Below are 26,535 nucleotides of genomic sequence, written 5' to 3' on the forward strand. Positions count from 1 at the left end.
AACACCGCCATGATATGCCGCCCCTCAGGGCATCACCAACTTTCGCGCGTTACTCACGCAGGCTGGCCGATTGCCGAACCCAGGCGTAGTAGCCGCTCCGGTGCACGCCGAGCATCCGGCACATCGCGACCAGTCGGAACTCGCCGATGTGCGCGCGCATGAACGCGTACTTCGCCCTTACCCCCTGGCAAAGTACGCGGCGGCTTTTTTTAGAATGTCGCGCTCCTCGGTCACGCGCCGCAGCTCGGCCTTGAGGCGGCGCACTTCAGCCGAGTCAGTCCCCGTCGGCGCGGAACCTGCGGCCGGCTTGCCGGCCTTCTTCGCTTTCTGCACCCAGTCGTACAGCGTGTGCTTGGGGATCCCGATGCGCGCGGCCACATCCACAACCGTGAAGCCGCGCTCAAGCACCTGCTTCACCGCCTCGGCCCTGAACTCATCCGTGTATCGCTTGCTGCTCATGAACACCTCTGCTGTAGCCATGAATTATGGCCTGCGGGTGTCTACGAAAGGCTGGGCGGTCCATATTTGGATTCTCTAAGGGGCTGTCAGCGGCGTCTCGGAATGTGCTCGATAGGCAGTACTTGGCGAGTTTGCGTCCTCTCGTAACGCGTTCCTACTTCCGCCGAATCGGTGCGGACTTCGAGTATCGCCTGCTCACCATGTGCGGGAAGCCAGAGCGCACCGGAATGGAAGCGGATCAAGAGCCGATTGGATAGCATGGCTGAGTTTCTACTCGCCAGTTTAGGTGGCTGCGCCAGACAAATAACCGTGTCAGGCAGATGAAAAGCCAGGAAGTTCGCGTTGTCCACTTCAAGACTTCGTTGGCAAAGAGTAGGGTGCTTAGATATGCAAGAGCCCCAATGCCAGCATCACGCAGCTCGCACACGAACAAGTCGTGCTCGGGTCAATGGCGGTTGGGGATGCCGTACGGCAACTTCTAATGCTGTGGTGTCTTGTGGAGGTATGGACAAATCCATGCCGCTGGATAAGCGATTCTGTGGCTGGACCATGGACACTCGTGTTTCTTGGTCAAAGCGCCAAAAATTGCGGGAAATTTGGAATGTCCATGGGGGTGCATGTAACCTGCGCCAGGGCGGCAGCGACGTGCGCGCCAACACCACCCGCGCGATGCCGCTCGGCGCCGACGGCGAATACGCGCTGACCGGGCACAAATGGTTCTTCTCCGCGCCGATGTCGGACGCCTTCCTGGTGCTGGCGCAGGCGCCCGGCGGCCTGAGCTGCTTCCTGCTGCCGCGCTGGCGCCCGGACGGGACGAAGAATGCGCTGCGGCTGATGCGCCTGAAGGACAAGCTGGGCGACTGGTCGAACGCGTCCAGCGAGGTGGAGTTCGACGACGCGTGGGCGCATCGCATCGGCGACGAAGGCCGCGGCGTCGCCACCATCCTCGAGATGGTGATGCTGACCCGGCTGGACTGCATGCTGGGCTCCGCGGGGCTGATGCGGATGGCGCTGCGGCAGGCGCTGCACCATGCGCGCCATCGCCATGCCTTCGGCAGACGGTTGATCGACCAGCCGCTGATGCGCAACGTGCTGGCCGACCTGGTGCTGGAGTCGGAGGCCGCCACCGCGCTGGCGCTGCGCGTGGCCGGCGCGGTGGATCGCGCGCCGCACGACCCGCACGAAGCCGCGCTGGCGCGGATCACCACCGCCATCGGCAAGTACTGGATCTGCAAGCGCGCGCCGGTCTTCGCCAACGAGGCGCAGGAATGCCTGAGCGGCCTCGGCTACATCGAGGAGACGCTGCTGCCGCGGCTGGTGCGGCAGGCGCCGCTGAATTCGATCTGGGAAGGGTGCGGCAACATCCAGTGCCTGGACGTGCTGCGTGCGCTGGTGCGCGACCCCGACACCGGCGCCGCGTTGCGCAGCGAATGGCAGGCGGCGGCGGGCCTCGACGTGCATTTCGATGCGGCGCTGGAAGCCGGCCTCGCCCTGCTGGATGCAGGCTGCGACGAAACCGGCGCACGCGGCTTCGTTGAACGGCTGGCGCTGCTGCTGCAGGGCGCCACCCTGCTGCGCGCCAATCACCCGCTGGCGCAGGCCTGGTGCGCCAGCCGGTTGGGCGCGCCGCACGCGGCGACATTCGGCACCCTGCGCGAGGCCGCGCATATCGACGCCGCGCTGGCCCGCTGCGAGGCCTGACGCCGCCGGCTCAGCCGGCCTGCATCGTCCCGCTGTCCAGCCAGCGCTGGTGCCAGGACAGCGCCTCGGGCAGCAGGTGCGGCGTGTGCTTGCCGAAGCTGTCGCGGCAGGCGCGGTCGAAATAGTCCTGCAGCGCGTCGCGGTAATCCGGGTGCGCGCAATGGGCAATCACTTCGCGCGCGCGCTGCTTGGGCGAGAGCCCGCGCAGATCGGCCAGACCCTGCTCGGTGACGATCACCGCCACGTCGTGCTCGGTGTGGTCGACGTGGCTGACCATCGGCACGATCGAGGAGATCGTGCCGTTCTTGGCGGTGGAGGCGCTGAGGAAGATCGACAGGAAGCCGTTGCGGGCGAAATCGCCGGAGCCACCGATCCCGTTCATGATGCTGCTGCCCATCACGTGGGTGGAATTGATGTTGCCGTACAGGTCGGTCTCGATCATCCCGTTCATGCCGATGCAGCCCAGCCGCCGCACCATCTCCGGATGGTTGGAGATTTCCTGCGTGCGCATCACGATGCGGCTGCGGTAGAAGTCGAGGTGGCGGCGGAACTCCTCGTTCGCCGCAGGGCTGAGCGCGAAGCCGGTGCACGAGGCGTAGCGCAGCACGCCCGATTTCAGCAGGTCCAGCATGCCGTCCTGGATGACCTCGGTGTAGGCCTCGAGGTCGCGCAGGCCGCTGGCGCCAAGGCCAGCCAGCACCGCGTTGGGGATGTTGCCCACGCCCGACTGCAGCGGCAGCAGGTTGGCCGGCAGGCGGCCGCGCGCCACTTCGTGCTGGAGGAATTCGATCAGGTGCCCGGCGATGCGCTGGCTGTCGGCGTCGATAGGGCTGAACGGGCTGTTACGGTCGGGCGCGTCGGTCAGCACCACCGCGGCGATCTTGTCCGGGTCGCAGCGCAGCGTGGTCTGGCCGATGCGCTCGTCGCCGCGGGTCATCGGGATCGGCCGGCGGTGCGGCGGCAGCGCGGTGCCGTAGTAGATGTCGTGCATGCCCAGCAGCTCGGGCGCCTGCCACTGGTTGACCTCGATGATCACCCGCTGCGCGAGGTCCAGCCAGGTCTTGTTGTTGCCCACCGACGTGGTGGGCACCAGCGCGCCGTCTTCGAGGATCGCCGCCACTTCCACCACCGCAGTGTCGATCTGGTTGTAGAAGCCGAACCAGACGTGCTGCGCCACGTGCGACAGGTGGATGTCCAGGTAGTCCAGCGCGCCGGCGTTGATGCGCTTGCGCGCGTTGGGGTCGCTCTGGAACGGCATCCGCATCGCCAGCCCGTCCACCTGCGCCAGCGCGCCGTCCAGCTCGGGCGCGGTGGACGCGCCGGTCAGCAGGTTGATGCGGAAGTCCTCGCCGCGCGCATGCGCCGCCTCGATATGCCGGGCCAGCGCCTGCGGCACCGCCTTCGGGTAGCCGGAGCCGGTGAAGCCGCTCATCGCCACGGTTTCGCCCGGCCGGATCAGGGCCGCGGCCCGCGAGGCATCGGTCACGCGTTCGCGCAGGGTGGCGTTGTGGATGCGGTTGTCGGGCATGGCGAAAAACAGGGAAACGGGCGTCCATTATCCGCCGTGGCGGCATCGGCGGGGCGGTTGGCTTCAGGCATGCTTGCAGCGCGCTGTGTCCCGCAAATGGCCGCGATTACACTGGTGCCTTTCCCCACGCCAAGGAGAGCCCCATGAGCCAGTGGTTCCTGCACGACCCGTCCGCCAACCGCCGCCTCGGCCCGATGGACGCCGACGCCGCGCGCGCCGAGGCCGCCCGCAACCCCTCGCTGCTGGCGTGGAAGGAAGGCATGGGCGACTGGCTGCCGGTGCGCAACATCGCCGAGCTGTACGACGCTGCCCCCGGCGGCGTGGCCGGCGCGCCGCCGCCGCCGCCGCGCAATGGCGGCAAGGGCCGCAGCGACGAGATCGATTTCAAGATCCACGGCCAGGAAATGCAGTTCGTCGAGATCGAACTGGATCCGGGCGAAAGCGCGATCGCCGAAGCCGGCGCACTGATGTTCAAGGACAGCGCGGTGCAGATGGACACCGTGTTCGGCGACGGCTCGGCCTCCGGCCAGGCCGGCGGCTTCATGGACAAGCTGCTGTCGGCCGGCAAGCGCGTCATCACCGGCGAAAGCCTGTTCACCACGCTGTACACCCACGCCGGCAGCGGCAAGGCCAAGGTCGCGTTCGCCGCGCCATATCCGGGCACGGTGATGGCGATGAAGCTGGACGAGCACGGCGGCCGCATCATCTGCCAGAAGGACAGCTTCCTGGCCGGCGCGCGCGGCGTGCAGGTGGGCGTGCACTTCCAGAAGAAGATCCTCACCGGCCTGTTCGGCGGCGAAGGTTTCATCATGCAGAAACTCGAAGGCGACGGCTGGGTGTTCATCCATGCCGGCGGCTGCGTGGTGGAGCGCGAGCTGGCCGCAGGCGAGCGCATCGACGTCGACACCGGCTGCGTGGTCGGCTTCCATGCCAGCGTCAACATGGACGTGCGCCCGGTCGCCGGCCTGAAGTCGATGTTCTTCGGCGGCGAAGGCGTGTTCCTGGCCACCCTCACCGGCCCCGGCAAGGTGTGGCTGCAGTCGCTGCCGTTCTCGCGCCTGGCCGGCCGCATGCTGGCGGCGGCACCGCAGAACGGCGGCAGCCGTGGCGAGGGCTCGGTACTGGGCGGACTCGGCCGCATCCTCGACGGCGACAATTCCTTCTGACCCTGATCGCGGCCGCCGCGTGCGATAGCGGCGGCCGCGCATTGCGGTTCGTGCAGTCGCCTTCACCACCATGAGCGGTTCATGAGCCTCCACATGGGGCTAACGGAAAGTTCATCGCCTGAAGACAGCGCCGGGTGCAACTTGGCCCGGTCGGCAACAGCCGGCTCCCCCAACGGAAACATCCAAGGAGCGCGACATGACTGTCAAGAAGGATCACAGCATCGGTGAAGGTACGGGCGCGGTTGCGGGCGCGATCACGGGCGCGGCCGTCGGTTCGGCTGCCGGCCCGGTCGGCACCGTGGTCGGTGCTATCGCCGGCGGTGCACTGGGCGCCAAGGGCGGCGGCGCGGTGGCGGAGGCCATCAACCCGACCGAATACTCCCGTCACTTCGAGAGCAACTACAAGAGCGCTCCGTACTACGTGAGCGGTAGCGAATGGCGCGACTACGAGCCGGCCTACAAGTACGGCTACGACACCTACGGCCAGTACCGCGGCCGCAAGTTCGAGGACGTGGAAACCGACCTCGAGCGCAACTGGGAGGCCACCAAGGCGAACTCGCGCCTGGCCTGGTCCGAGGCCAAGGGTGCGGTGCGCGACGGTTGGCACCACATCGAGCGCGCCATGCCGGGCGATGCGGACCGCGACGGCCGCTGAGTCCTGCCACGAGCGATGACAAGGCCGCCTCCGGGCGGCCTTTTTGCTGGACGCGTTAACATGCGCGGCCGTCCACGCCCGATCCTGGAGCCACGATGTCCGACGCCCCCCGCGAGGATTCCCGCCACGACGTCACCCGCCAGCAGGCCGAGGATGCCGTACGCACGCTGCTGCGCTGGGCCGGCGACGACCCGACGCGCGAAGGCCTGCTGGACACGCCGCGACGGGTGGCCAAGGCCTACGAGGACTGGTTCAGCGGCTATGCGCTGGACCCGGACGACTACATGGCCCGCACCTTCGAGGAAGTGGGCGGCTACGACGAGATGATCGTGCTGCGCGACATCGAGTACGAGAGCCACTGCGAGCACCACATGGCGCCGATCATCGGCAAGGTCCATGTCGGCTACCTGCCGGACGGCAAGGTGGTGGGCATCAGCAAGCTGGCGCGGGTGGTGGAAGCCTATGCGCGCCGCTTCCAGGTGCAGGAGAAGATGACCGCGCAGATCGCCGGCTGCATCCAGCGCGCGCTGCAGCCGCGCGGCGTGGGCGTGGTGGTGGTGGGCACGCATGAATGCATGACCACGCGCGGCATCCACAAGCGCGGCGTCAGCATGGTGACGTCGAAGATGCTGGGCAGCTTCCGCGACGATGCGCGCACGCGCGCCGAGTTCCTGCGCTTCATCGAGGTCGGGCCCGGCCGCTGACCCCGGCTTGTTCCGGCTCATTTAACCCGGGTAATATTCACCCTTACTCGCCCGGGAATCCGCCGTGGTCACTCCGTCCCTGCGCTGCACCGCCTTCTCGGGCAACTACCGGATCGCCAGCGGCGAGCTGCGCCACGTTGCGCTGAAGGCCAAGCAGGCCTTCGATGCGCATCCCGAGCGACCGGTGCTGGTGTTCGACGATGCCGATGCGCGCGCGCTGGAACTGCCGCTGGAGCTGCCGCCGGCCGACCTGCTGGCCTGGCTGTCGCGCCCGCAGCGACTGGACGGGGATGCGGCGGAGCCGGAACGCCGGCGCCGGCCCGGGCGCCCGAAGCTGGGCGTGGTGCCGCGCGAGGTCACCCTGTTACCGCGCCACTGGGACTGGCTGGCGGCGCAGCCCGGCGGCGCCTCGGTGGCATTGCGCCGGCTGGTGGACGCGGCGCGCAAGGTCTCGGCCGGCGACGACCGTCGCCGCGCCGCGCAGGAGGCCACCTACCGCTTCATGCAGGCGATGGCCGGCAACGAGGCGGGCTTCGAGGACGCGGCGCGCGCGCTGTTCGCGGGCGACGACGGACGCTTCCAGGCCGGCATCGCACGCTGGCCGGACGATGTGCGCGAACACGTGGAATGGCTGGCGACGGACGCCTTCGTCGCCTGACGCTGGGACCGCGCCGCGCCCGGTGCCGGTGCCGGGGGAGCGCCCGGCGCTGGCGACTGACCTGTGGCACGGGCGAGCGCGCCGGGATTGCGGTACCAAGGGCAGCGGATCCCCCCGGAGCACGGCACCATGCGTCTCGCCTTCCTGATGTCCGTCCTGGCGGCCGGCCTTGCCGGCTGCGCCAGCGCCGAATACCGCGACACCGCCGCGGAGGTCGCGCGCGACCCGCGCTGCATCGACAAGCCGTCCACGCCCGGACATGCCGCCGCGCCGTGGTGCACGCCGGAGGCTGGCACCCGCTGGAGCAGCGGCAAGCGGGCGAAAGTGGAACTGGGCGGCGGCGGCGGTTGACCGCGCCACCGCCGCGCGGGCTCAGCCGCAGGTGATCCGCTCGATGATGCCGGCCGCATCCTGCAGCACGTTCACGCGCTCGCCCCGGTACTCCAGGGTCACCGCCTGATCGGGCCTGAGCGCGCGCACCAGCTTGGCGCCGCTGGCCTTGCGCACCGCTTCGATGTTGGCCGCGGTGGCGGGCTCGCCGACGTAGCGCCCGGCAGCATCGGCATTGCAGGCCATCGGCGCCTCCGCGGCGGGCGGCGGCGTGGCGGGCTGGCTGGCGCAGGCGGACAGCAACAGCAGGGGGGACAGCAACGACAGGCGCAGGGACATGGGCAGATTCTGGGAAATGTGACCCGCCCATCATCTGTCGGCATCGATGAATCCCCGGTGCATGCCTTTCGGCAGGGGGGCGCACCCGCCGCGGCCAGTAGCATGCGGGTTTGCCCGTCCTCACGGAGTTGCCATGACCCGCCGCCTGCTGCCCCTCGCCCTTTCCCTCGTGCTTGCCGGTGGCGCGCACGCGCAGGCCACGGTGCCGCAGCCGCAGGACGTGCCGTACGCGCCGGGCACGATCAAGATCGAGGTGGACGCCACCAATCTTTCGCAGCGCATCTTCAGCATCAAGCAGACCATCCCGGTGCATGCCGGCCCGCTGACCCTGCTGTTTCCGCGCTGGGTGCCGGGCGGCCATTCGCCGCGCAACGGGCTGGACGACATCGCCGGCCTGACCTTCAAGGCCAACGGCCGGAAGCTGGACTGGAAGCGCGATACCGTCGAAGTCGGCGCGTTCCACCTGGTGGTGCCGGACGGCGTGAGCGAGATCACCGCCGAGTTCGACATGCTCACCGCCACCGGTCCCGGCCAGGGCCGGGTGGTGATGACGCCGAACATGCTCAACATCCAGTTCATCTCGACCTCGCTGTACCCGGCCGGCCACTACATGCACCGGATCATGGTCGACCCGCGCGTGACCTATCCGGCCGGCTGGACCGCGTTCACCGCCCTGCACGAGGACGGCCGCAGCGGCGACACCGTCGATTACGAGAACGTCCCCTACGACATCTTCGTCGACTCGCCGGTGTACGCCGGCCGCCACGCGAAGAACATCGACCTGACCCCCGCCGGCAAGGCACCAGTGAAGCTGGGCGTGGTTGCCGATGCGCCGAAGTACCTGGAAGCCAAGCCGGAACAGGTGGCCATCCACAAGAAGATGGTCGACCAGGCGCTGAAGCTGTTCGGCGCCCAGCACTACGACCACTACCAGTTCCTGTTCTCGCTGTCCGACCAGATGGGCGGCAACGGGCTGGAGCACCAGCGCAGCAGCGAGAACGGCGTCGGCACCGACTACTTCACCGGCTGGAAGGAGAAGCAGGGCTTCACCGACCTGCTGGCGCACGAGTTCGTGCATTCCTGGAACGGCAAGTACCGCCGCGGCAAGGACCTGTGGGTGCCCAACCTCAACACGCCCATGCAGAACAGCCTGCTGTGGGTGTACGAGGGCCAGACCCAGTACTGGGGCAACGTGCTGGCCGCGCGCAGCGGCATGCGCCCGCTGCCGGCCTCGATCGATGCGCTGGCGCTGGTCGCCGCCGCCTATGCCGACAACCGCCCGGGCCTGTCGTGGCGCGGCATCCAGGACACCACCAACGATCCGATCGTGGTCGGCCGCGCGCCGCGCGCCTACCTCAACTACCAGATGAGCGAGGAGTACTACCGCGGCGGCCAGATGATCTGGCTGGAAGCCGACGCGCTGATCCGCGCCGGCAGCAACGGCAGGAAGTCGCTCGACGATTTCGCCAGGGCGTTCTTCGGCGTCAACGACGGCGAGTGGAAGGTGCAGAACCTCTACACCTTCGAGGACGTGGTGGCCACGCTCAACGGCGTGTATCCGCACGACTGGACGACGTTCCTGCGCGACCGCCTGGACGGCAAGACGGGGCTGACCGGCGGCATCGAGGCCAGCGGCTGGAAGCTGGTCTACAAGGACGAACCCAACGCTTACGCCAAGGGCGCGGGCAGCCGCGGCGGCGCCGATTTCACCTATTCGATCGGACTGTCGATCGGCAGGGACGGCAGCATCGGCGACGTGCGCTGGGACGGCCCCGCGTTCAACGCCGGCCTGGGCAGCGGCACCCAGGTGATCGCGGTCAACGGCATGGCGTACGACAGCGAGGCGCTGGAGGCGGCGATCAAGGCGGCCAAGACCGGCAAGGCGCCGATCGAGTTGCTGGTCAAGGAGTTCGACCGCTACCGCACGGTGAAGATCGACTACCACGGCGGCCTGCGCCATCCGCACCTGGTGCGCATCGAGGGCAAGCCGGACTACCTGACCCCGATCCTCACCGCCCGCAAGTAAACCCGTCCCCCCGGCCAGCAATACGAAGCCCCGCCAATGCGGGGCTTCGTGTTTCCGGCCACCTGACCGGCGCCCGAGGCGTCAGGCCGCCTGCACGATCCGCAGCGGGTTGTCCCACTCATTGAGCAGCCGCGCCAACTGGGCACGCGCCTTGTGCAGGTGCGCTTCCTTGACGTGGCCGAAGCCGCGGATGTGCTCCGGCACGCTGGCGATCTCGGCGGCCAGATCCACGTTGCCGGCGTCGAGCCGGTCCAGCAGTGCGCCGACGGTCTTCTCGTACTCGCCGATCAGCGCGCGCTCGCCGCGGCGCTCGGCGGTGTAGCCGAACACGTCGAGCGGGGTGCCGCGCAGGCGCTTGAACCTGGCCAGCACGCGGAAGGCGGTGAACACCCACGGGCCGTATTCCTTCTTCATCAGCTGGCCCTGCGCGTTCTTTTTCGCCAGCAGCGGCGGGGCAAGGTGGAACTTCAGCTTGTAGTCGCCTTCGAACTGCGCCTCCAGCTGCTTGCGGAAATCGCCGCTGGTGTACAGCCGCGCCACCTCGTATTCGTCCTTGTAGGCCATCAGCTTGAAGAAGTAGCGGGCCACGGCTTCGGACAGGTCGCTGCTGCCCGGTGCCTTCGCGGTTTCGGCGGCGCGCACCTTGGCCACGAAATCGCTGTAGCGGCGCGCGTAGCCGGCGCCCTGGTAGTCGGTGAGGAAAGCGACGCGGCGCGCGATCATTTCGTCCAGCGAACGCGACAACCGCGCGTCGTCCAGCGCCGCGAAGACGCTGCCGGCATCGCCGCTGGCCGGCACGTGGCGCAGCGCGTCCTCGTCGCGCAGGTCGGCGGCCTGCGGCATCAGCCCGGATTCGGCCGCCTCGTTGGCGGTGGCGCCGAGCATCGGCAGCGCGTGCGCGGTAGCCTCGCTGCGGGTGGGCGCGTTGCGCACGATGCCGGCAGCCTCGACCACCGCGGCCAGGTCCACCACTGCAAGGCGGCCCCAGGCGAACGCGGTCTTGTTCATCTCGACGGCGGCGCCGTTGAGTTCGATGGCGCGCATCAGCGCCTCGTACGAAATCGGCACCAGCCCCTGCTGCCAGGCGTAGCCGAGGATGAACAGGTTGGCGGCGATGGCGTCGCCGATCAGTGCGGTCGCGATCTGGGTGGCATCGATCTGCAGCGGCGCCTGCCCGCCCAGCGCGGTGGCGATTGCCTTGACGATGTCGGCGGCGGGGAACTGCATGTCCGGGCGGGTGGTGAAGGTGCCCGGCATCGCCTCGTAGGTGTTGACCACCACCGTGCTGCGCTCGGGGCGGATCTTGGACAGCACCCAGTAGTCGTTGACCACCACCATGTCGCAGCCCAGCACCAGGTCGGCCTCGCCGGCGGCGATGCGCACGGCGTGGATATCGGCGGGGGTTTTCGCGATGCGGATGTGTGTGGTGACGGCGCCGCCCTTCTGCGCCAGCCCGGTCTGGTCGAGCACGGTCGCGCCCTTGCCCTCCAGATGCCCGGCCATGCCCAGCAGCGCACCGATGGTGACGACGCCCGTGCCGCCAACGCCGGTGATCAGGATGTTCCAGGGCTGGGCCAGGTCGGTGCGCGCGGCGGGCGCGGGCAGGTTGGCCAGCAGGCTGGCGGCGTCGACCTTCTTGCCCTTGCGCACCTTGCCGCCGTGCACGGTCACGAAGCTGGGGCAGAAGCCCTCGACGCAGCTGAAGTCCTTGTTGCAGTCGCTCTGGTTGATGGCGCGCTTGCGGCCGTATTCGGTTTCCTTCGGCGTCACCGACACGCAGAAGCTCTTGGCGCCGCAGTCGCCGCAGCCCTCGCAGACCAGCGAATTGACCATCACGCGCTTCTGCGGGTCCACCAGCTTGCCGCGCTTGCGGCGGCGGCGCTTCTCGGTGGCGCAAGTCTGGTCATAGATCAGGATGGAAGTGCCCTTCACCTCGCGCAGCATCTTCTGCACCGCGTCCAGGTCGCGGCGGTCGTGGAAACTCACGCCGGCCGGGAAGATCGACGGGTCGGTCCACTTGTCGATATCGTCGCTGACAAGCGCGATGGTCTGCACGCCCTCGGCGCGCATCTGGTGGGCGATCTGCGGCACGGTCAGGGTGCCGTCCACCGGCTGGCCACCGGTCATCGCCACCGCGTCGTTGTAGAGGACCTTGTAGGTGATGTTGACGCCGGCCGCGATGGCCTGGCGGATCGCCAGCGAGCCGCTGTGGAAGTAGGTGCCGTCGCCGAGGTTCTGGAAGATGTGCGCGGTGTCGGTGAACGGCGCCTGCCCCGCCCAGGTCACGCCTTCGCCGCCCATGTGGGTGAAGGTGTCGGTGCTGCGGTCCATCCACGTCACCATGTAGTGGCAGCCGATGCCGCCCTGCGCGCGCGAACCTTCCGGCACCTTGGTGGACGTGTTGTGCGGGCAGCCGCTGCAGTAGTGCGGCACGCGCGGGAAGTTGGCGCGCGGCAGCGCCAGCTCGCCCTCCTTCTGCGCCATCCACGCCAGCACCGCGTCGATCTTTTCGCTGCGGTGGAAGCGCTGCAGGCGGCGGCCGATCACGCCGGCGATCGTGGCCGGGGTGAGCTCGCCCGTGGACGGCAGGATCCAGTTGCCGGCCTCGTCGTACTTGCCGACGATGGACGGGCGCGCGCCCCAGGCATCCGGCCAGTTGTAGAACTGTTCCTTCAACTGGCGCTCGATGAAGGCCTTCTTCTCCTCCACCACCAGGATGTCTTCCAGCCCGCGCGCGAAGCGTTCGATCCCGACCGGCTCCAGCGGCCAGGTCATCGCCACCTTGTACACGCGGATGCCGAGATCGGCGCAGGCGGCCTCATCGAGGCCCAGGTATTCCAGCGCCTGCAGCACGTCGAGGTAGGACTTGCCGGTGGTGACGATGCCGAGGCGCGCCTTCGGCGAATCGATCACCACGCGGTCCAGCCGGTTGGCGCGCGCGAACGCCTGCGCCGCCTTCACCGCGTAGCGGTGCAGGCGCATCTCCTGCTCCATCGGCGGGTCCGGCCAGCGGATGCCCAGGCCGCCGACGGGCATTTCGAAATCGTCGTCGCCCGGCAGCACGATTTGCAACGCATGCGGATCGACATCGACCGAGGCGGAGGATTCCACCGTCTCGGCGATCGTCTTGAAGCCCACCCAGCGCCCGGTGTAGCGGCTCATCGCCCAGCCCAGCACGCCCATGTCGAGGATGTCCTGCACCCCGGCCGGGTTGAGCACCGGCATCATCGCGCTGACGAACTCGTCCTCGCTGCCGTGGGGCAGGGTGGAGCTGCGGCAGGCGTGGTCGTCCGCGGCCAGCGCCAGCACGCCGCCGTGGGCGGAGGTGCCGGCGGCGTTGGCGTGCTTGAACACGTCGCCGCAGCGGTCCACGCCCGGGCCCTTGCCGTACCACATGGCGAACACGCCGTCGTGCTTCGCGCCCGGGAACAGGCCCGGCTGCTGGGTGCCCCAGACCATGGTGGCGCCAAGGTCCTCGTTGAGGCCGGGGGTGAACTTCACCGACGCGCCTTCCAAGTACTTCTTGGCCCGCCACAGCTCGAGGTCGAAGCCGCCCAGCGGGCTGCCGCGATAGCCGGAAACGAAGCCGGCGGTGTTCAGCCCGGCGCGCTCGTCGCGCAGCTTCTGCACCAGCGGCAGCCGCACCAGCGCCTGCACGCCCGACAGGTAGATCCGGCCCTGGGTGCGGCGGTATTTGTCCTCCAGCGTGTAATCGGTGTCCAGCACGTCGTGGGTCAGCAGCGACTTGGCGGATTCGGGCGAGGACAGTTCGGCGGTGCTGGTCATGGCGGACTCCGGAAACGACAGAACGCCGCAGCTTGGGCGGCGTTCGAGCAAAGACTCGGTATTTTAGCAGCCCAGCCACCTTGTCCCGGACGAGAGGCGGAGGCGACCCTCCATCGCTTCTCGCGCCGCATGTCAGCGATGGCGTCGCCGGAGTCCTGTTGTGCCCGCATCCAGTGATCCGGGCAACCATGCTCAAATAATATTGATTCCTATTTGCGACAAGACTAGAGTGGATGTGCTCCCTTCCGGCTGTCCGCGCCATGGTTCCCGCTTTCCTCCGTCGCCTGCTTCTGACCACCCTGCTGGTCGCCGCCGGGCTGTCCCCGGTTGCCGCGCAGGACGGCGGCGACGTGCGCCAGGCCTGGCAGCTGCTGGACTACATCGCGGTGGACTACAGCGGCGCGGTGGCCGATGGCAAGGTGGTCAACGATGGCGAATATGCGGAGATGCGCGAGTTCTCCGCCACAGCGCGCGAACGCATCGGCGCGCTGCCGGACATCCCGCAGCGCGCGGCGCTGCTGGCACAGGCCGATGCGCTGATCGCATTGGTGCGGCGCCGGGCCGATGCGGTCCAGGTCGCGCAGGCTGCGCATGCGCTGGCTGATGGCCTGCTGGCGGCCTATGGCGACGGCAGCGCGGCGATGCCGACGCCGGATGTGGCCGGCGCCGCCAGTTTGTATGCCGCGCAATGCGCCGGCTGCCACGGTGCCACCGGTCGCGGCGACGGCCCGGCGGCCGCGGGCATGGTGCCGGCGCCGATCGCTTTCACCGACCTCACGCGCGCGACCCAGCGCAGCCCGCTGGCGCTGTATGAGGCGATCAGCCGCGGCGTGGCCGGCACCGCCATGCCGGCGTATACGCAGCTGGACGAGACGCAGCGCTGGGCGCTGGCCTTCCACGTCGGCGGCATGGCCTTCGACGACGACGCCCGCCGCGAGGGCGAAGCACTGTGGACACAGGACGATGGCCGGCTGCACGCCGCGCTGCCCTCCCTGCAGGCGCTGGTGCGCAGCAGCCCGGCGCAGCTTGCGCAGGTGCTGGACGCCCGCCAGGCCGCCGCCATCACCGCCTTCCTGCGCGCGCAGCCGCAGGCGCTGCAGCACGCAGGCGACGCCAAGCCGGCGACGCTGGCGCTGGCGCGCAGCCAGCTGCAGGCCACGCTGCGCGCGTATGCCGAGGGTGATCGCAAGCGGGCGGCGGCGCTGGCGCTGTCGGCTTACCTTGATGGGGTGGAGCCGGTGGAGCCGCTGCTGGCCGCGCGCGACACCCCGCTGCTGCGCGGGATCGAAGTCGCCATGGGCAAGCTGCGCTCGGACATCGCTGCGGGCGCCGGCATCGATGCGATCCGCCAGGATGCGGCGCAGGCGTCGCTGCTGTTCGACCGCGCCGACCGGGTGCTGGAGCAGGGACGCGGCGACGTCACTGCCGCCTTCCTCGGCAGCTTCGCCATCCTGCTGCGCGAAGGGCTGGAGGCGCTGCTGGTGGTGATCGGCATGATCGCCTTCCTGCGCAAGAGCGGCCGCTCCGAAGCGCTGCCGTGGGTGCACGCCGGCTGGACGCTGGCGCTGGCAGCGGGCGGCATCACCTGGGCGCTCGCGACCTGGCTGGTCGACATCAGCGGGGCCAGCCGCGAGCTGACCGAGGGCCTGTCGTCGCTGTTCGCGGCGCTGGTGCTGCTGGGCGTGGGCATCTGGATGCACCAGAAGAGCCTGGCCGGGCGCTGGCAGCACTACCTGCGCGAGCGGGTGTCGGCCGCGCTGGGGCGGCGCTCGATGGTGTTCCTGTTCGTGCTGGCGTTCGTGGCGGTATACCGCGAGGTGTTCGAGACCATCCTGTTCTATGCCGCGATGTGGGCGCCCGAAACCGCGCGCGCGATCCTGGCCGGCATGGCCGCCGGCGTGGCGCTGCTGGCGCTGGTGGCCTGGGCGCTGCTGCGGCTGGGCATGCGGTTGCCGATCGGCAAGTTCTTCGCCTGGAGCTCGGCGCTGATCGCGGTGCTGGCGGTGGTGCTGGCCGGCAAGGGCGTGGCCGCGCTGCAGGAAGCCGGCTGGATCGGGCTGGGCGCGGTGGCCGCGCCGCGCGTGGACTGGCTGGGCGTGTTCCCGACCTGGCAGACGCTGCTGGCGCAGCTGCTGGTATTGCTGGTGGCCGCCGTGGGCTTCTGGATCAACCGGCGCGGCGAACGCCCTGCCCACGCGGCGTAGCGTTCACTCGCGGCCGCCGATCCAGCTGCGGCGCACGTTCACTTCAGCATCCAGCAGCACCAGATCGGCGCGATAGCCGGGCGCGATCCGCCCCCGTTCGCCGTCCAGGCCAAGGAACTCCGCCGGGTACTGCGCCGCCATCCGGCAGGCTTCGTCCAGCGGCAGACCGAGCAGGCGCACGCTGTTGCGGACGGCGCTGGCCATGTCCAGCGCGGAGCCGGCCAGCGCGCCGGCGGCATTGCGCACCACGCCGTCCACGGCGGTGATGGTTTCGCCGTAGAGGTCGAAGCTGGGCGTGGCGCCACCGACCATCGGCATCGCGTCGGTCACCAGCAGCACCTTTCCGCGCGACTTGGCTTTCAACGCCACCTTCAGGCTGGCGGGATGCACGTGCACGCCGTCGACGATCACCCCGCACCAGCTGCCGGCATCCTCCAGCGCCGCACCCACCATGCCCGGTTCCCGGCCCTGCAGCGGGCTCATCGCGTTGTAGAGATGGGTGAAACCGGTGATGCCCGCGTCCAGCCCGGCGCGGGCTTCCTCATGGCTGGCGGCGCTGTGGCCGGCGCAGACGATCGCGCCGCGCTCGACCAGCGCGCGGATGCTGGCCAGCGGCAAACGCTCCGGAGCGAGGGTGATGAGGGTGATGCCGTTGTCCAGCGAGGTCGCCATCGCGATCTCATCGGCATCCGGCACGCGGAACTTGCCGGCGTCGTGGGTGCCCCTGCGCGCGGGCGCGAGGTACGGCCCCTCCAGATGCAGGCCGAGCACGCCGGGCACGCCCTGCGCGATGGCATCGCGCGTCGCGGCGATCGCGCGGCGCATCACCTCGGCGTCGTCGCTGATCAGGGTGGGCAGGAAACCGGTGGTGCCGAAGCCGCGATGCGCGCGGCCGATGGCGGCGATGCCTTCGACGCTGGTGTCGTTGTTGAACAGCACGCCGCCGCCGCCGTTGACCTGCACGTCGATGAAGCCGGGCACCAGCCAGCCGCCCTGCAGGTCGATGCGTTCGCCGCCCGATGGCGGCTCGCCGTGCAGCAGCGCCACGATGTGGCCGTCCTCGACCACCGCGCAGGCATCGCGCTCGAAGCCGCGCGCGGTGAGGACCTGGCCGTTGTGGAAGATGCGGGTGGTCATGCGCAGCGCCCGCACGCGCCTCAGCCGAAGCGCCGCAGTCCCGCCGCCAGCGACTCGCCCATCATGCGCAGGAACAGCGTGCCCATGCCGGGGAAGAAGCGGTTGGCGTCACGGCTGCCCACCGCCACCAGGCCCACGCCCGGCAGCGCCAGCAGCGCGGAGCTCTGCACTTCGTCGGCGCGCACGCCGTACAGCAGCGCGTTCTTGTCGGGGTGCAGGCGACCACAGACCGGCTCGCCGGCGGCGAGGATGTCGCGGAAGCCTTCCACGCGCGGATGATCCTCGGCGATGTGCTGGAACCAGTCCGCATCCTCCAGCCCGTCGATGGCGCGGAAGCCGATGATGCGCACCAGGTCGCCGTGGAAGTCCTCGGCCAGCGCCGCCGCCATCGCGCGCAGGGTGCTGGCCGCGCTGTCCTGCTTCAGCAGCGCCAGGGTGAGCTGGTGGGTACGCACCGCCAGCCGCTCGTTCTCCTGCGCGTTGGCGAACAGCTCGTGCAGGCGCTTGGTCAATTCGCGGTTCTTCTCGCGCAGGATATCCAGCTGGTAGCTGGCCAGCGAGGCGGTGGGGCCGTTGTCGCGCGGCACCACCAGGGTCAGCGCCAGGTCCGGGAACTGCTGCAGGAAGGCCGGGTGCCGGCGCAGCCAGGCCGCCACTTCGTGCGCGCCGAGCTTCTCGGTGGCGTCGTTGAAATCCATCGTCACGCGGTGTTCTCCTCAAGCCGGTTTGCGTCGGGCAGGTTGCCTTCGAACACGAAGGTGGCCGGGCCGCCCATGAACAGCGTGTCGGCGGCGGTGTCATGGCGGATGCGCAGGGTGCCGCCGGGCAATGCCACGGCGATGTCGGCATCCTTCGGCACGCGCCCTTGCCGCGCCAGCACCGCGACCGCCGCGCAGGCGCCGCTGCCGCAGGCCAGCGTTTCGCCGACGCCGCGCTCGAACACGCGTAGGCGGAGATGGTCCGGCGCGAGCACTTGCGCGAAACCGACGTTCACTGAAGCGGGGAACATGGCGTGGGCTTGCAGCGCCGGGCCGATGCGGGCGACGTCCGCCGCATCCACGTCGGCGACCTCGATGACCGCGTGCGGGTTGCCCATCGACGCCGCGCCGAAGCGCAGCGTATCGCCGTCGATCTGCAGCGCGTATTCGTCGCGTTCGCCATCGACGCCGGCCAGCGGGATATCGGCCGGGGCGAACCGCGGCGCGCCCATGTCGATGACGAAGCCGCCCTCGCCGTCGTGTTGCACAGGGTGCACGCCGGCTGGGCTTTCGATGGCGAACCCCGCATCCGCGGGCGCAGCGCCATCGCGCACCAGCCAGGCGGCGACGCAGCGCGCGCCGTTGCCGCACTGTCCGGAGGCCGAGCCATCGGCATTCCAGATCCGATAGGCGGCGATGCTGCCGGCATTGCGCGGCGGCTCGATGGTCAGGATCTGGTCGCAGCCGACGCCGAAATGGCGGTCGCCCAGCCGCGCGCAAACTTCTGGCGTGGGCGCGGGCAGGGCGCCGCGCAGGTCGAGCACGACGAAGTCGTTGCCGGCGCCGTGCATCTTGGTGAAACGCATGGCCGGCTCAGCGCTGGCGGACGGGGGTGCCGGCGTCAGCGTTGGCCGCCGGCTCCACTGCGGGCGCGGCCAGGGTTTCGGCCGGGGTTTCCACGGCGGGCGCAGCGGCGGGCTGCTCGGGCAATACCAGCGGGCCCTTGTTGCCGCAGGCGGCCAGCAGGCAGGAAACGAGCGAAAGCAGGGCGAGGCGCTTGGTCATCCCCGCAGTGTACCCGCGCCTCCGCGTCACTGTCGCGGCTCCGGGCGCCGCCACAGCCACACCGACACCAGCGCCATCACGCCGATGCCGATCGCAGCCATCCACCAGCGCGGCGTGAAAATCGCCATCGACACCGAGGACACGCACATCATCCCGATCGCGAAGCGCTTGGCCTGCCGCGACACGGTGCCGTTCTGTTCCCAGTCGAGGATGGCGCTGCCGAACTTCGGGTGCGAGACCAGCCAGCCGCGCAGGCGGTCGGAACCGCGGGTGGCGGCGAACGCCGACAGCAGCACGAACGGCACCGTCGGCATCACCGGCAGGAACGCACCGATGATGCCCAGCGCCAGGCTGGTCCAGGCCAGCGCGGCCCACAGCCAACGGGTCATGGGCTTATCGCCTTTGCTGCTGCAGCGCGCACCGCAGGGGCGCGATCGAGCCGTACGGATTCATGCGGAAAACATCGCGCCTGGCTGGGCGCTCCTGGGAGGGGGTGAGCGGAGGTTATTCGACACCCAGCCGTTCCAGCATGAAGGCGTACATCTCCGCCTGCTCGCGGTAGCGGCGGAAGCGGCCGGACTTGCCGCCGTGGCCGGCCTCCATGTTGGTGCGGAACACCACCGGTTCGGCCGAGGTGTTGAGGTCGCGCAGCCGCGCCACGTACTTGGCCGGCTCCCAGTACTGCACCTGCGAATCCCACAGACCGGTGCCGACGAACATCGCCGGGTAGGCCTTGGCCTCCAGGTTGTCGTAGGGCGAGTAGGTCACGATGTAGTCGTAGAACGGCTTCTGTTCCGGGTTGCCCCACTCGTCGTATTCGTTGGTGGTCAGCGGGATGGTCGGGTCCAGCATGGTGGTGACCACGTCCACGAACGGCACCTGCGACAGGATCACGCGGTATTTGTCCGGCGCCATGTTGGCGATCGCGCCCATCAGCAGGCCGCCGGCGCTGCCGCCGTGCGCGGCCACGCGGTTCGGCGCGGCATAGCCTTGCTTCACCAGGAAATCGGTGACGTCGATGAAGTCGGTGAAGCTGTTCTTCTTCTTCAGCAGCTTGCCGTCTTCGTACCACTTGCGGCCCATCTCCTGGCCGCCGCGGATGTGGGCGATGGCATAGGCCATGCCGCGGTCCAGCAGGCTGACCGTGGTGACCGAGAAGCCCGGATCCATCGACATGCCGTAACTGCCGTAGGCGTACTGCAGCAGCGCGGCCTTGCCGTTCTTCTCGAAGCCCTTTTTGTAGACGATGGACACCGGCACCTTGGTGCCGTCGCGGGCGGTGGCCCACAGCCGCTCGGTGACGTAATTGGCGGGGTCATAGCCGCCCAGCACCGGTTGGCGCTTGAGCAGGCGGCGCTCGCCGGTATTCACGTTCAGCTCGTACACGGTGGCCGGCGTGGTCATCGAGGTGTAGCTGTAGCGCACCCAGTCGGTGTCCGGCTCGCTGTTGACGTCCAGGCCCATCGAATAGGCGGATTCGTCGGCTTGGATGTATTCCTCCCCGTCCGCCTTCAGCAGGCGCACGCGCTCCAGGCCGCCGCTGCGCTCGGCGATGGCGGTGAAACCGTCGAACAACTCGAAGCCTTCCACCAGCACGTCGTCGCGGTGCGCGATCCAGTCCCGCCAGTCCTTGCGCGAGGTTGCGCCGTCGGCGGCGGTGACCAGCTTGAAGTTGGTCGCCGGCGTGCCGTCTTGATTCCGGTCGTTGGTGCGGATCACCCAGCGTCCGCCGAAGTGGTCGGCGTCGTATTCCACGTCGCGAGCGCGCGGCGCCAGCACGGTGAACTCGCGCGGGTCGCTGGCCGGCGCGTAGCGCAGTTCGTCGGACACCGTGCTGCTCACCCCGATGACGATGTACTTGTCGTCGCGGGTGCGGTCGATGCCCATGTAGAAGCTGTCGTCCTTCTCCTCGTAGACGACCGGGTCCAGCTTCGGGTCGGTGCCCAGCACGTGCTTCTTCACCCGCACCGTCAGCAGCGTCTCCGGGTCGTTCTCGACGTAGAACAGCGTCTTGTTATCGTCGGCCCACACCAGGTTGGCCGAGACGCCGGCGATGGTTTCCGGATAGGCCTGGCCGGTGACCAGGTTGCGGAAACGGATGGTGTATTGGCGGCGGCCGTTGCTGTCGTCGGCATAGGCCAGCACGGCGTTGTCCGGCGTCACCTCGTAATCGCCGACGCTGTAGTAGTCCTTGCCGGCGGCAAGCTGGTTGACGTCCAGCAGCACTTCCTCGCCGGCGAAATCACCGGCCGCGTTGGCCTGCTGGATGGACAGCGCGTCGATCCCCGGCGCGTCCTTGCGGCGCGCATGCACGGGGTAGTCCTTGCCGGTCTCGAACCGCGAGTAGTACCAGTACCCACGGTCGCGGTAGGGCACGCTGGCATCGTCCTGCTTGATGCGCGCCACGATCTCCTCGTACAGCTTGTCCTGCACCGGCTTGCTCGGCGCCAGCACGGCGTCGGCGTAGGCGTTCTCGGCGTTGAGGTAGCCGAGCATCGCGGCGTCCTTGCGGCTGTCGTCGCGCAGCCAGTAGTACTCGTCCTGGCGCTCGGCGCCGAACGGCGCCTTCACCACGTGCGGCTTCTTGTCCGCATCGGGCGGCGTGGGCGGAGTCTGGGCGGAGGCAAGGCTGCTCATGAGGAAGAGACCGGCGATCAGTGCGTGGGATTTCATGGATGGGGCTCCGCGAAGCGGTTTGCAACGCTTTTTCCCGTCATCCCCGCTCGCGCGGGGATGACGGCCTGGCGATCACTTCGCCAACTGGTTCCACAGGAAGGTGTAGGCCAACGCGTTCATGTGCGCCGCCTGCGCGTTGTTGGCCGCGCCGCCGTGACCGCCTTCGATGTTCTCGTAGTAGCGCACGTCCTTACCGGCCGCTTCCATCAGCGCCATCATCTTGCGGGCATGGCCCGGATGCACGCGGTCGTCCTTGGTCGAGGTGGTGAACAGGGTCGCCGGGTAGGCCTTGCTCGCGTCGAACAGATGGTAGGGCGAGAAAGTCTTGATGAAGTCCCAGTCCGCCGTATCCGGGTTGCCGTATTCGGCCATCCATGAGGCGCCGGCCAGCAGGTGGCTGTAGCGCTTCATGTCCAGTAGCGGCACCTGCACCACGATGGCGCCGAACTTCTCCGGGTACTGGGTCAGCATGTTGCCCATCAGCAGGCCGCCGTTGCTGCCGCCCATCGTGCCGAGATGCTGCGGCGCGGTGATCTTGCGCGCCACCAGGTCGTCGGCGATCGCGGCGAAGTCCTCGTAGGCCTTGTGGCGGTTGGCTTTCAGCGCGGCCTGGTGCCAGCGCGGGCCGTATTCGCCGCCGCCGCGGATATTGGCCAGCGCGTACACGCCGCCCTTCTCCAGCCAGGCCTTGCCGATGCTGCCCGAGTACGACGGCGTCATCGAGACTTCGAAACCGCCGTAGCCGTACAGCAGGGTCGGGGCCTTGCCGTCGAACGCCAGGTCCTTCGGCCGCACCAGGAAGTAGGGCACCTTGGTCCCATCCTTGCTGGTGGCGAAGTGCTGCTCGATCACGTCCTTGGACCCGTCGAAGAACACCGGGTTGGACTTCAGCTCCTCCGGCTGCTTGCCGACCTCGGCGATGGACAGCGTGGTCGGGGTGAGGAAATCGGTGGCGGTCAGCCACACCGCGTTGCTGTCGTCCGCATCCACGGCGCCGACGCCAATGGTGCCGATGGTCGGCGCGCCGACGAAGGCCGTCTTCACCCAGCCATCCTTGCCCGGCGTCAGCACCGACAGCCGGTTCTTCACGTCTTCCATCACGTTGAGGACGAGATGGTCCTTCGTCCATGTGTAACCGGCCAGCGAGGCGTGGTCGTCGGGCTGGAACAGCGGGGTGAACTCGCGCTTGCCGGCCATGAAGTCGTCGAAACGGGTGGCGATCAACGAACCGGGCAGCCAGGTCCGGCCGCCGGCCTCGTACGGCTCGCGCAGCTCCAGCAGCAGCCACTCCTTGTGCACGTTCTTCTGCGCGCTGTTGGGCACGTCGATCTTGGCCAGGCTGCCGTCGGCGTTCCGCAGGTACAGCTCGTCGTTGTAGAACGCCAGCGTGCGGCTGACGAAATCACGTTGCCAGCCGGGGGTGTGGTCGCGCATCGCGGCGATGTACATGTCGCCCGGCTTGCCCTCGTAGACGGTCCTGGCCGCCGACAGCGGGGTGCCGCGCTTCCACTCCTTGACGATGTTGGGGTAACCCGAACTGGTCAGCGTGCCCGGGCCGAAATCGGTGAACACGTAGACCGTGTCCTCGTCGATCCACGCCAAGCCGCCCTTGGCCTCCGGACGGAAGAAGCCGTCCTGCACGAACTGCTTGGTGGTGAGGTCGAACTCGCGGGTCACGTCGGCATCGGAGCCGCCCGGCGACAGCGCGATCAGGCAGCGCTGGTACTTCGGCTTGAGGCAGTCGGCGCCATGCCAGACCCACTTGGCGTTCTCCGCCTTGTTCAGCGCATCCAGGTCGAGCACGGTTTCCCACTTCGGCTCCGGCTTGCGGTACTCGTCCAGCGTGGTGCGGCGCCAGACGCCGCGCTCGTGCTGCTTGTCCTTCCAGAAGTTGTAGTAGTACCCGCCGATCTTCTCGACGCCGGGGATCTTGGCGTCGGAGTCGAGGATCGCGCGGATCTGCGCTTCCAGCGTCTTGAACGCGGGCGTGCTGGCGATCTCCGCCTCGGCCTTGGCATTGCGCGCCCGGACCCAGGCCAGCGCCTTCTCGCCCTGCACGTCTTCCAGCCAGGCGTGCGGATCGGCGTTCGGCGGGGTCTGGGCAGACGCACCACCGGCGATAGCAAGGCCGGCGATCAGGCAGGCACTGGAGAACTGGGACATGGCGGGCTCCGGGGGCGTTCTGGAAAGCCCCGAACGCTAGCACAGCGCCGGCGACCCCAGCATGGCCCGCAAGTCCCCGCGTTCAGGCGCGGCGGGCGATACCGACCGCCGCGGAAACGCCGCGCCCGCGCCGCCTGCGGGCCTGCACGCGCCGACGCCTGGGCAGGCGCAAGGCCAGCTTCGGCAGCGGGAACCTGCGCAGGCTCCACCACGCCGCCAGCGGCATGCCCACCAGCCACAGCGGCAGCCAGCCAAGCAGCGCACTGCTGCCGCGCGCGGCGGGAATCAGCAGCACCGCCAGCGCGCCCAGGATCACCAGTTGGCGCAGCAGGGAATCAAGGTCGCGGTGGGTCATGGCGGCAGCTCCGTTCAAGGTGGCGCCAGCTTGCGGCGGGCACATCTCACGGACTGCGACGGTGGCGCAGCGCGGCGCGTGGCCAAGGTCCCTGCGGGAGCACCCCGCTGGCGCAAACGCTTTACCGGGTGCGCCGCCTCGTCGCGCCGATGCGGCACAACGGCAATGGCGGCGGGCTCAATACCCCGCCGCGTCCAGCGCCTTCTCCGCCTCGCGGCGGCCGATCTCGATCAGCTCGGCGGCGCGCCAGAATTCGTAGAACTGGCAGGCGTCGCGGGGGATGCGGATCAGCAGTTCCGGCGGCTCCAGCGCGAGCTGCACGCGGGCGATGCGCTCCTGCATGGTGTCCAGCGCGCGCGACATCACCTCCATCAGGCCGAAGCGATGGGTGGGTGTGGCCGCCTCCTCGCCGAACCGATCCATCCAGCGCCCCAGCAGGCCCGCTGCGGGTTCATCGGCTTTGGCATCGACCACCCGCACCGGCTCGTCCCGGCGCTGCGGGGTGCTGCCGTGGATGTCCACCGCCACCACCCGATGGGCGCCGGCCAGGCGGGTGGCGGTGATCGGCAGCGGTGCCAGCAGGCCGCCGTCCACCAGCTCCATGCCGCCGATGTTGAGTGGGGTGAAGATGCCGGGGATCGCGAACGAGGCGCGCAGCGCGTCCCACAGGTCGCCGCGGCGCAGCCAGACTTCGCGCTGGCGCAGCAGGTCCACCGCCACCGCGGTGAAGTCGATCGGCAGGTCTTCGATGCGCGGCTCCCCGACCACCTCGCGCAAGGCGCGCACCAGCCGGGTGCCGGTGAACATCGCCGGGCGGCCGAGACCGGGGTCGAGCAGGCGCAGCATCTCGTTGCGGCTGGTGCGCAGCATCCAGTCGCGCAGCTCATCCAGCTTGCCCGCCGCGAACGCGCCGCCGACCAGCGCACCGCAGGAGGTGCCGGCCACCGCCTCGATGTCCAAGCCGCGCGCCAGCAGCACCTCGATCACGCCGATCTGGGCCAGCCCGCGGGCACCGCCGCCGCCCAGCGCCAGCACGATCGACGCCGGCGGCGAAGCAGCGTGCGCGCGTGCGCTCATCAGTCCGCCTGGTAGTTGGACAGCGCCAGCTGCAGATGCGCGCGCAGCTGTTCGCGCAGCGCTTTCGGCTCCACGATCTCGGCGTCGGCGCCGTAGTGCAGCACGTCCATCAGCAGCTCGCGCGGCACCGAATACGGCAGCTTCAGTTCATAGCGGCCGTCGGGCAGGAAGCGGCCCTGCTGCTGCGAATGCCAGTGCTCATCGGCCACCCAGCGCGCGGCCTTGGCACTGAAGCGGATCGTGGCCCAACCCTTGGGCGCGCCGGAAAAGATGCCGTAGCTGCCGGCGAGGTGGGCGTTCAGCTCCTCCTCGGCCACGTCGCGCGCGTTGCCGTCGGCCAGCCGCGCGCCGGCGATGCGGTCGATGGAGAAGCTGCGCAGGCCCTCGCGGTCTTCGTCCCAGGCGTCCAGGTACCAGTTGTCGCGGTAGTGGGTCAGCCGCTGCGGGCTGACCGTGCGGCGGGTTTTCTCATCGGTGGAGCGGGCGCGGTAGTCGAAGGCCAGCCGACGCCGCTCCAACACCGCCGAGGCGACGATGCGGAAGGCATGCTCGTCCATCCGGCGGATCCGGTGCGGGATCACCCGCACCCGCTCGATCGGCCAGCGCTTGCCGCCGGAGTGCGCGTCCAGCAGCTTCTCCACCCGCTGCTGCAGCGGCGCCAGCGCGGCCGACAGCATCCCGCCGCTGCTGCGCGCCAACAGCTGCTGCGCGGCCAGCAGCGCGTGCAGCTCCTCGGAGTTCAGCCACAGGCCGGGCAGCTCGAAGCGTTCGGCCTCGGCCTTGTCGTAGTGGAAGCCGGCCTCGCCGTCGCCGATCACCGGCGCCATCAGCGCATCCCGGAGGAACGCGATGTCGCGGTAGACGGTGGCGCGCGAGCAGCCCAGCTCGTCCTGCAGGTGGGCCACGGTCACCGGGCGGCGCGCGGCCTGCAGGCTGCGGTGCAGGACGATGATGCGTTCATAGCGGTCCATGCGCCGATTATGCGACAGGCGTTCACCGTGGGTGCCTGTGGCCGTGGTTAGAATGCGGCCGAGCCCTCGAGCAAGACGACCATGCTGCCGCTGCTGTGGCTGGCGTTCTCCGCGCCGCCGACCGCCCTCCCTCCTGATCTGCTGCCGGCCCTGCCTCCGGAGGTGGCGGAACGCCTGGTGGCGCCGCCGCGCTGCCTGAAGGCGCGGTGCGTGCATGGCGAGTGGTCGGTGGACGCGATGGCGGCAATCCCCTCGGGCCAGCGCCGCGTCGATGCCGACGACCTGCCCGGCGGCGGCGGCCGCCTGCGCCTGCCCAACGAACGCCGCGACTGGGTCAAGGCGCAGGGCAGCAACGCCCGCGTCGGCATGCAGTACGGGCTGCAGGCGGTGAAAAAGCCGGGTACCAGCGTGCGCGTGTCGGTGGATACCGGCTACCGCCTGCAGGGCTATGCCGACGACGGCACCGCCGGCACCGGGCCGATCCTGCGCGGCCAGGTGGAATGGAACCAGGCGCTGGGCAAGCGCGCGCGGCTGTCGCAGGTCACCCGGGTGGAAACCGGCCAGCACGGCGCCTACCTGCGCAACAGCCTGCTGCTGAACGTGCAGCTGCAACCGACCCTGACCCTGAGCTCCGGCGTGGAAATGCGCCGCGACAGCGACCTGGCCGGTCGCAACCAGACCGACGCGACGCTGAAGCTGAAGTACGCGTTCTAGGCGCCGTCGCCGAGGGATTCCCGCAGGAGCGCACCGCAGAGGCGCGAACGCTTTTGCCGGATCACGCTAAGAGCATCGCGCCCCTGCGGTGCGCTTGTGTCTTGTCTTTGCCCTAGTGTTGCC

General features: G+C 69.2%; 21 protein-coding genes and 2 pseudogenes. 9 read left to right on the plus strand and 14 right to left on the minus strand.

Annotated features, from left to right (window positions below; all coding sequences use genetic code 11):
* Positions 1-73: 73 nt before the first annotated feature.
* Positions 74-459, minus strand: a pseudogene (locus tag SPK54_RS12290) (transposase); the annotation flags it as partial.
* A 592-nt stretch (positions 460-1,051) separates the two neighbouring features.
* Here SPK54_RS12290 and SPK54_RS12295 point away from each other — a divergent pair.
* A pseudogene (locus SPK54_RS12295) lies at positions 1,052-2,160 on the plus strand (acyl-CoA dehydrogenase family protein); the annotation flags it as partial.
* 10 nt (positions 2,161-2,170) lie between these two features.
* Here SPK54_RS12295 and SPK54_RS12300 read toward each other — a convergent pair.
* Positions 2,171-3,688 carry an acetyl-CoA hydrolase/transferase family protein gene (locus SPK54_RS12300; RefSeq protein WP_330948182.1) on the minus strand — a complete coding sequence of 506 codons (1,518 nt, stop codon included), beginning with the start codon at positions 3,686-3,688 and terminating at the stop codon, positions 2,171-2,173.
* A 143-nt stretch (positions 3,689-3,831) separates the two neighbouring features.
* Between SPK54_RS12300 and SPK54_RS12305 the strand changes: the two genes are divergently transcribed.
* The 5 genes from SPK54_RS12305 (at position 3,832) to SPK54_RS12325 (ending at position 7,222) form a co-directional block, all read left to right on the plus strand.
* Positions 3,832-4,854: a TIGR00266 family protein gene (locus tag SPK54_RS12305; RefSeq protein WP_190282245.1), complete on the plus strand. Its 1,023-nt coding sequence runs from the start codon at positions 3,832-3,834 to the stop codon at positions 4,852-4,854.
* A 196-nt stretch (positions 4,855-5,050) separates the two neighbouring features.
* Positions 5,051-5,509 (plus strand): hypothetical protein, encoded by a 459-nt coding sequence (locus SPK54_RS12310; protein WP_190282246.1) that lies wholly within the window; start codon positions 5,051-5,053, stop codon positions 5,507-5,509.
* Between the two features lie 95 nt (positions 5,510-5,604).
* Positions 5,605-6,213 (plus strand): GTP cyclohydrolase I FolE, encoded by a 609-nt coding sequence (gene folE, locus SPK54_RS12315; RefSeq protein WP_330948183.1) that lies wholly within the window; start codon positions 5,605-5,607, stop codon positions 6,211-6,213.
* 64 nt (positions 6,214-6,277) lie between these two features.
* Positions 6,278-6,871, plus strand: a complete 594-nt coding sequence (locus SPK54_RS12320; RefSeq protein WP_330948184.1) for a DUF2239 family protein — start codon at positions 6,278-6,280, stop codon at positions 6,869-6,871.
* Positions 6,872-7,000: 129 nt separating this feature from the next.
* Positions 7,001-7,222 (plus strand): hypothetical protein, encoded by a 222-nt coding sequence (locus tag SPK54_RS12325; protein WP_330948185.1) that lies wholly within the window; start codon positions 7,001-7,003, stop codon positions 7,220-7,222.
* A gap of 21 nt (positions 7,223-7,243) precedes the next feature.
* On the opposite strand, the gene SPK54_RS12330 is transcribed toward SPK54_RS12325, so the two are convergent.
* Positions 7,244-7,540 carry an I78 family peptidase inhibitor gene (locus tag SPK54_RS12330; RefSeq protein ID WP_330948186.1) on the minus strand — a complete coding sequence of 99 codons (297 nt, stop codon included), beginning with the start codon at positions 7,538-7,540 and terminating at the stop codon, positions 7,244-7,246.
* A gap of 133 nt (positions 7,541-7,673) precedes the next feature.
* On the opposite strand from SPK54_RS12330, the gene SPK54_RS12335 reads away from it, so the two are divergent.
* Positions 7,674-9,566: a hypothetical protein gene (locus tag SPK54_RS12335; RefSeq protein ID WP_330948187.1), complete on the plus strand. Its 1,893-nt coding sequence runs from the start codon at positions 7,674-7,676 to the stop codon at positions 9,564-9,566.
* An 81-nt stretch (positions 9,567-9,647) separates the two neighbouring features.
* Here the strand turns inward: SPK54_RS12335 and SPK54_RS12340 are convergent, their stop codons facing one another.
* The gene (locus SPK54_RS12340) at positions 9,648-13,352 is read right to left on the minus strand and encodes an indolepyruvate ferredoxin oxidoreductase family protein (protein WP_330948188.1); all 3,705 of its coding nucleotides are present in this window, start codon (positions 13,350-13,352) and stop codon (positions 9,648-9,650) included.
* A gap of 260 nt (positions 13,353-13,612) precedes the next feature.
* Here SPK54_RS12340 and SPK54_RS12345 point away from each other — a divergent pair, with 260 nt between their 5' ends.
* A complete protein-coding gene (locus tag SPK54_RS12345; RefSeq protein ID WP_330948189.1) occupies positions 13,613-15,556 on the plus strand; it encodes a cytochrome c/FTR1 family iron permease in 1,944 nt (647 codons plus the stop codon).
* Positions 15,557-15,559: 3 nt separating this feature from the next.
* Here the strand turns inward: SPK54_RS12345 and nagA are convergent, their stop codons facing one another.
* The 10 genes from nagA to SPK54_RS12395 form a co-directional block, all read right to left on the minus strand.
* Positions 15,560-16,693: an N-acetylglucosamine-6-phosphate deacetylase gene (gene nagA / locus SPK54_RS12350; protein WP_330948190.1), complete on the minus strand. Its 1,134-nt coding sequence runs from the start codon at positions 16,691-16,693 to the stop codon at positions 15,560-15,562.
* Positions 16,694-16,713: 20 nt separating this feature from the next.
* Positions 16,714-17,391, minus strand: a complete 678-nt coding sequence (locus SPK54_RS12355) for a DUF484 family protein (RefSeq protein ID WP_330948199.1) — start codon at positions 17,389-17,391, stop codon at positions 16,714-16,716.
* A 2-nt stretch (positions 17,392-17,393) separates the two neighbouring features.
* On the minus strand, positions 17,394-18,257 hold the full coding sequence (dapF, locus tag SPK54_RS12360) for a diaminopimelate epimerase (RefSeq protein ID WP_330948191.1): 864 nt from the start codon (positions 18,255-18,257) through the stop codon (positions 17,394-17,396).
* Between the two features lie 7 nt (positions 18,258-18,264).
* Positions 18,265-18,456 (minus strand): lipoprotein, encoded by a 192-nt coding sequence (locus SPK54_RS12365; protein WP_330948192.1) that lies wholly within the window; start codon positions 18,454-18,456, stop codon positions 18,265-18,267.
* 26 nt (positions 18,457-18,482) lie between these two features.
* Positions 18,483-18,845 (minus strand): YbaN family protein, encoded by a 363-nt coding sequence (locus SPK54_RS12370; RefSeq protein WP_330948193.1) that lies wholly within the window; start codon positions 18,843-18,845, stop codon positions 18,483-18,485.
* A gap of 115 nt (positions 18,846-18,960) precedes the next feature.
* Entirely contained in the window at positions 18,961-21,093 is a 2,133-nt protein-coding gene (locus SPK54_RS12375; RefSeq protein ID WP_330948200.1) for a S9 family peptidase, read from the minus strand.
* Positions 21,094-21,204: 111 nt separating this feature from the next.
* Complete coding sequence (locus SPK54_RS12380; protein WP_330948194.1) at positions 21,205-23,295, minus strand: prolyl oligopeptidase family serine peptidase; 2,091 nt, start codon at positions 23,293-23,295, stop codon at positions 21,205-21,207.
* Positions 23,296-23,377: 82 nt separating this feature from the next.
* Positions 23,378-23,650, minus strand: coding sequence for a hypothetical protein (locus tag SPK54_RS12385; protein WP_330948195.1), 273 nt, complete (start codon positions 23,648-23,650; stop codon positions 23,378-23,380).
* Positions 23,651-23,827: 177 nt separating this feature from the next.
* Positions 23,828-24,727, minus strand: coding sequence for a patatin-like phospholipase family protein (locus SPK54_RS12390; RefSeq protein WP_330948196.1), 900 nt, complete (start codon positions 24,725-24,727; stop codon positions 23,828-23,830).
* The gene (locus SPK54_RS12395; RefSeq protein ID WP_330948197.1) at positions 24,727-25,698 is read right to left on the minus strand and encodes a YafY family protein; all 972 of its coding nucleotides are present in this window, start codon (positions 25,696-25,698) and stop codon (positions 24,727-24,729) included. The genes SPK54_RS12390 and SPK54_RS12395 overlap by 1 nt, the downstream gene beginning before the upstream one ends.
* An 81-nt stretch (positions 25,699-25,779) precedes the next feature.
* Between SPK54_RS12395 and SPK54_RS12400 the strand changes: the two genes are divergently transcribed.
* Entirely contained in the window at positions 25,780-26,412 is a 633-nt protein-coding gene (locus tag SPK54_RS12400) for a DUF481 domain-containing protein (RefSeq protein WP_330948198.1), read from the plus strand.
* Positions 26,413-26,535 lie beyond the last annotated feature (123 nt).

The sequence above is a fragment of the Thermomonas sp. LB-4 genome (assembly GCF_036409385.1).
Lineage (GTDB): Bacteria > Pseudomonadota > Gammaproteobacteria > Xanthomonadales > Xanthomonadaceae > Thermomonas.

Coding starts and splice junctions, on each gene's coding strand:
- SPK54_RS12300 (WP_330948182.1), bottom strand. CDS start 3,688: ATGCCCGACAACCGCATCCACAACGCCACCCTGCGCGAACGCGTGACC.
- SPK54_RS12365 (WP_330948192.1), bottom strand. CDS start 18,456: ATGACCAAGCGCCTCGCCCTGCTTTCGCTCGTTTCCTGCCTGCTGGCC.
- SPK54_RS12330 (WP_330948186.1), bottom strand. CDS start 7,540: ATGTCCCTGCGCCTGTCGTTGCTGTCCCCCCTGCTGTTGCTGTCCGCC.
- SPK54_RS12400 (WP_330948198.1), top strand. CDS start 25,780: ATGCTGCCGCTGCTGTGGCTGGCGTTCTCCGCGCCGCCGACCGCCCTC.
- SPK54_RS12375 (WP_330948200.1), bottom strand. CDS start 21,093: ATGAGCAGCCTTGCCTCCGCCCAGACTCCGCCCACGCCGCCCGATGCG.
- SPK54_RS12385 (WP_330948195.1), bottom strand. CDS start 23,650: ATGACCCACCGCGACCTTGATTCCCTGCTGCGCCAACTGGTGATCCTG.
- SPK54_RS12345 (WP_330948189.1), top strand. CDS start 13,613: ATGGTTCCCGCTTTCCTCCGTCGCCTGCTTCTGACCACCCTGCTGGTC.
- SPK54_RS12355 (WP_330948199.1), bottom strand. CDS start 17,391: ATGGATTTCAACGACGCCACCGAGAAGCTCGGCGCGCACGAAGTGGCG.
- nagA (WP_330948190.1), bottom strand. CDS start 16,693: ATGACCACCCGCATCTTCCACAACGGCCAGGTCCTCACCGCGCGCGGC.
- SPK54_RS12325 (WP_330948185.1), top strand. CDS start 7,001: ATGCGTCTCGCCTTCCTGATGTCCGTCCTGGCGGCCGGCCTTGCCGGC.
- SPK54_RS12390 (WP_330948196.1), bottom strand. CDS start 24,727: ATGAGCGCACGCGCGCACGCTGCTTCGCCGCCGGCGTCGATCGTGCTG.
- SPK54_RS12380 (WP_330948194.1), bottom strand. CDS start 23,295: ATGTCCCAGTTCTCCAGTGCCTGCCTGATCGCCGGCCTTGCTATCGCC.
- SPK54_RS12305 (WP_190282245.1), top strand. CDS start 3,832: ATGAGCCAGTGGTTCCTGCACGACCCGTCCGCCAACCGCCGCCTCGGC.
- SPK54_RS12370 (WP_330948193.1), bottom strand. CDS start 18,845: ATGACCCGTTGGCTGTGGGCCGCGCTGGCCTGGACCAGCCTGGCGCTG.
- folE (WP_330948183.1), top strand. CDS start 5,605: ATGTCCGACGCCCCCCGCGAGGATTCCCGCCACGACGTCACCCGCCAG.
- SPK54_RS12335 (WP_330948187.1), top strand. CDS start 7,674: ATGACCCGCCGCCTGCTGCCCCTCGCCCTTTCCCTCGTGCTTGCCGGT.
- SPK54_RS12310 (WP_190282246.1), top strand. CDS start 5,051: ATGACTGTCAAGAAGGATCACAGCATCGGTGAAGGTACGGGCGCGGTT.
- SPK54_RS12340 (WP_330948188.1), bottom strand. CDS start 13,352: ATGACCAGCACCGCCGAACTGTCCTCGCCCGAATCCGCCAAGTCGCTG.
- SPK54_RS12395 (WP_330948197.1), bottom strand. CDS start 25,698: ATGGACCGCTATGAACGCATCATCGTCCTGCACCGCAGCCTGCAGGCC.
- dapF (WP_330948191.1), bottom strand. CDS start 18,257: ATGCGTTTCACCAAGATGCACGGCGCCGGCAACGACTTCGTCGTGCTC.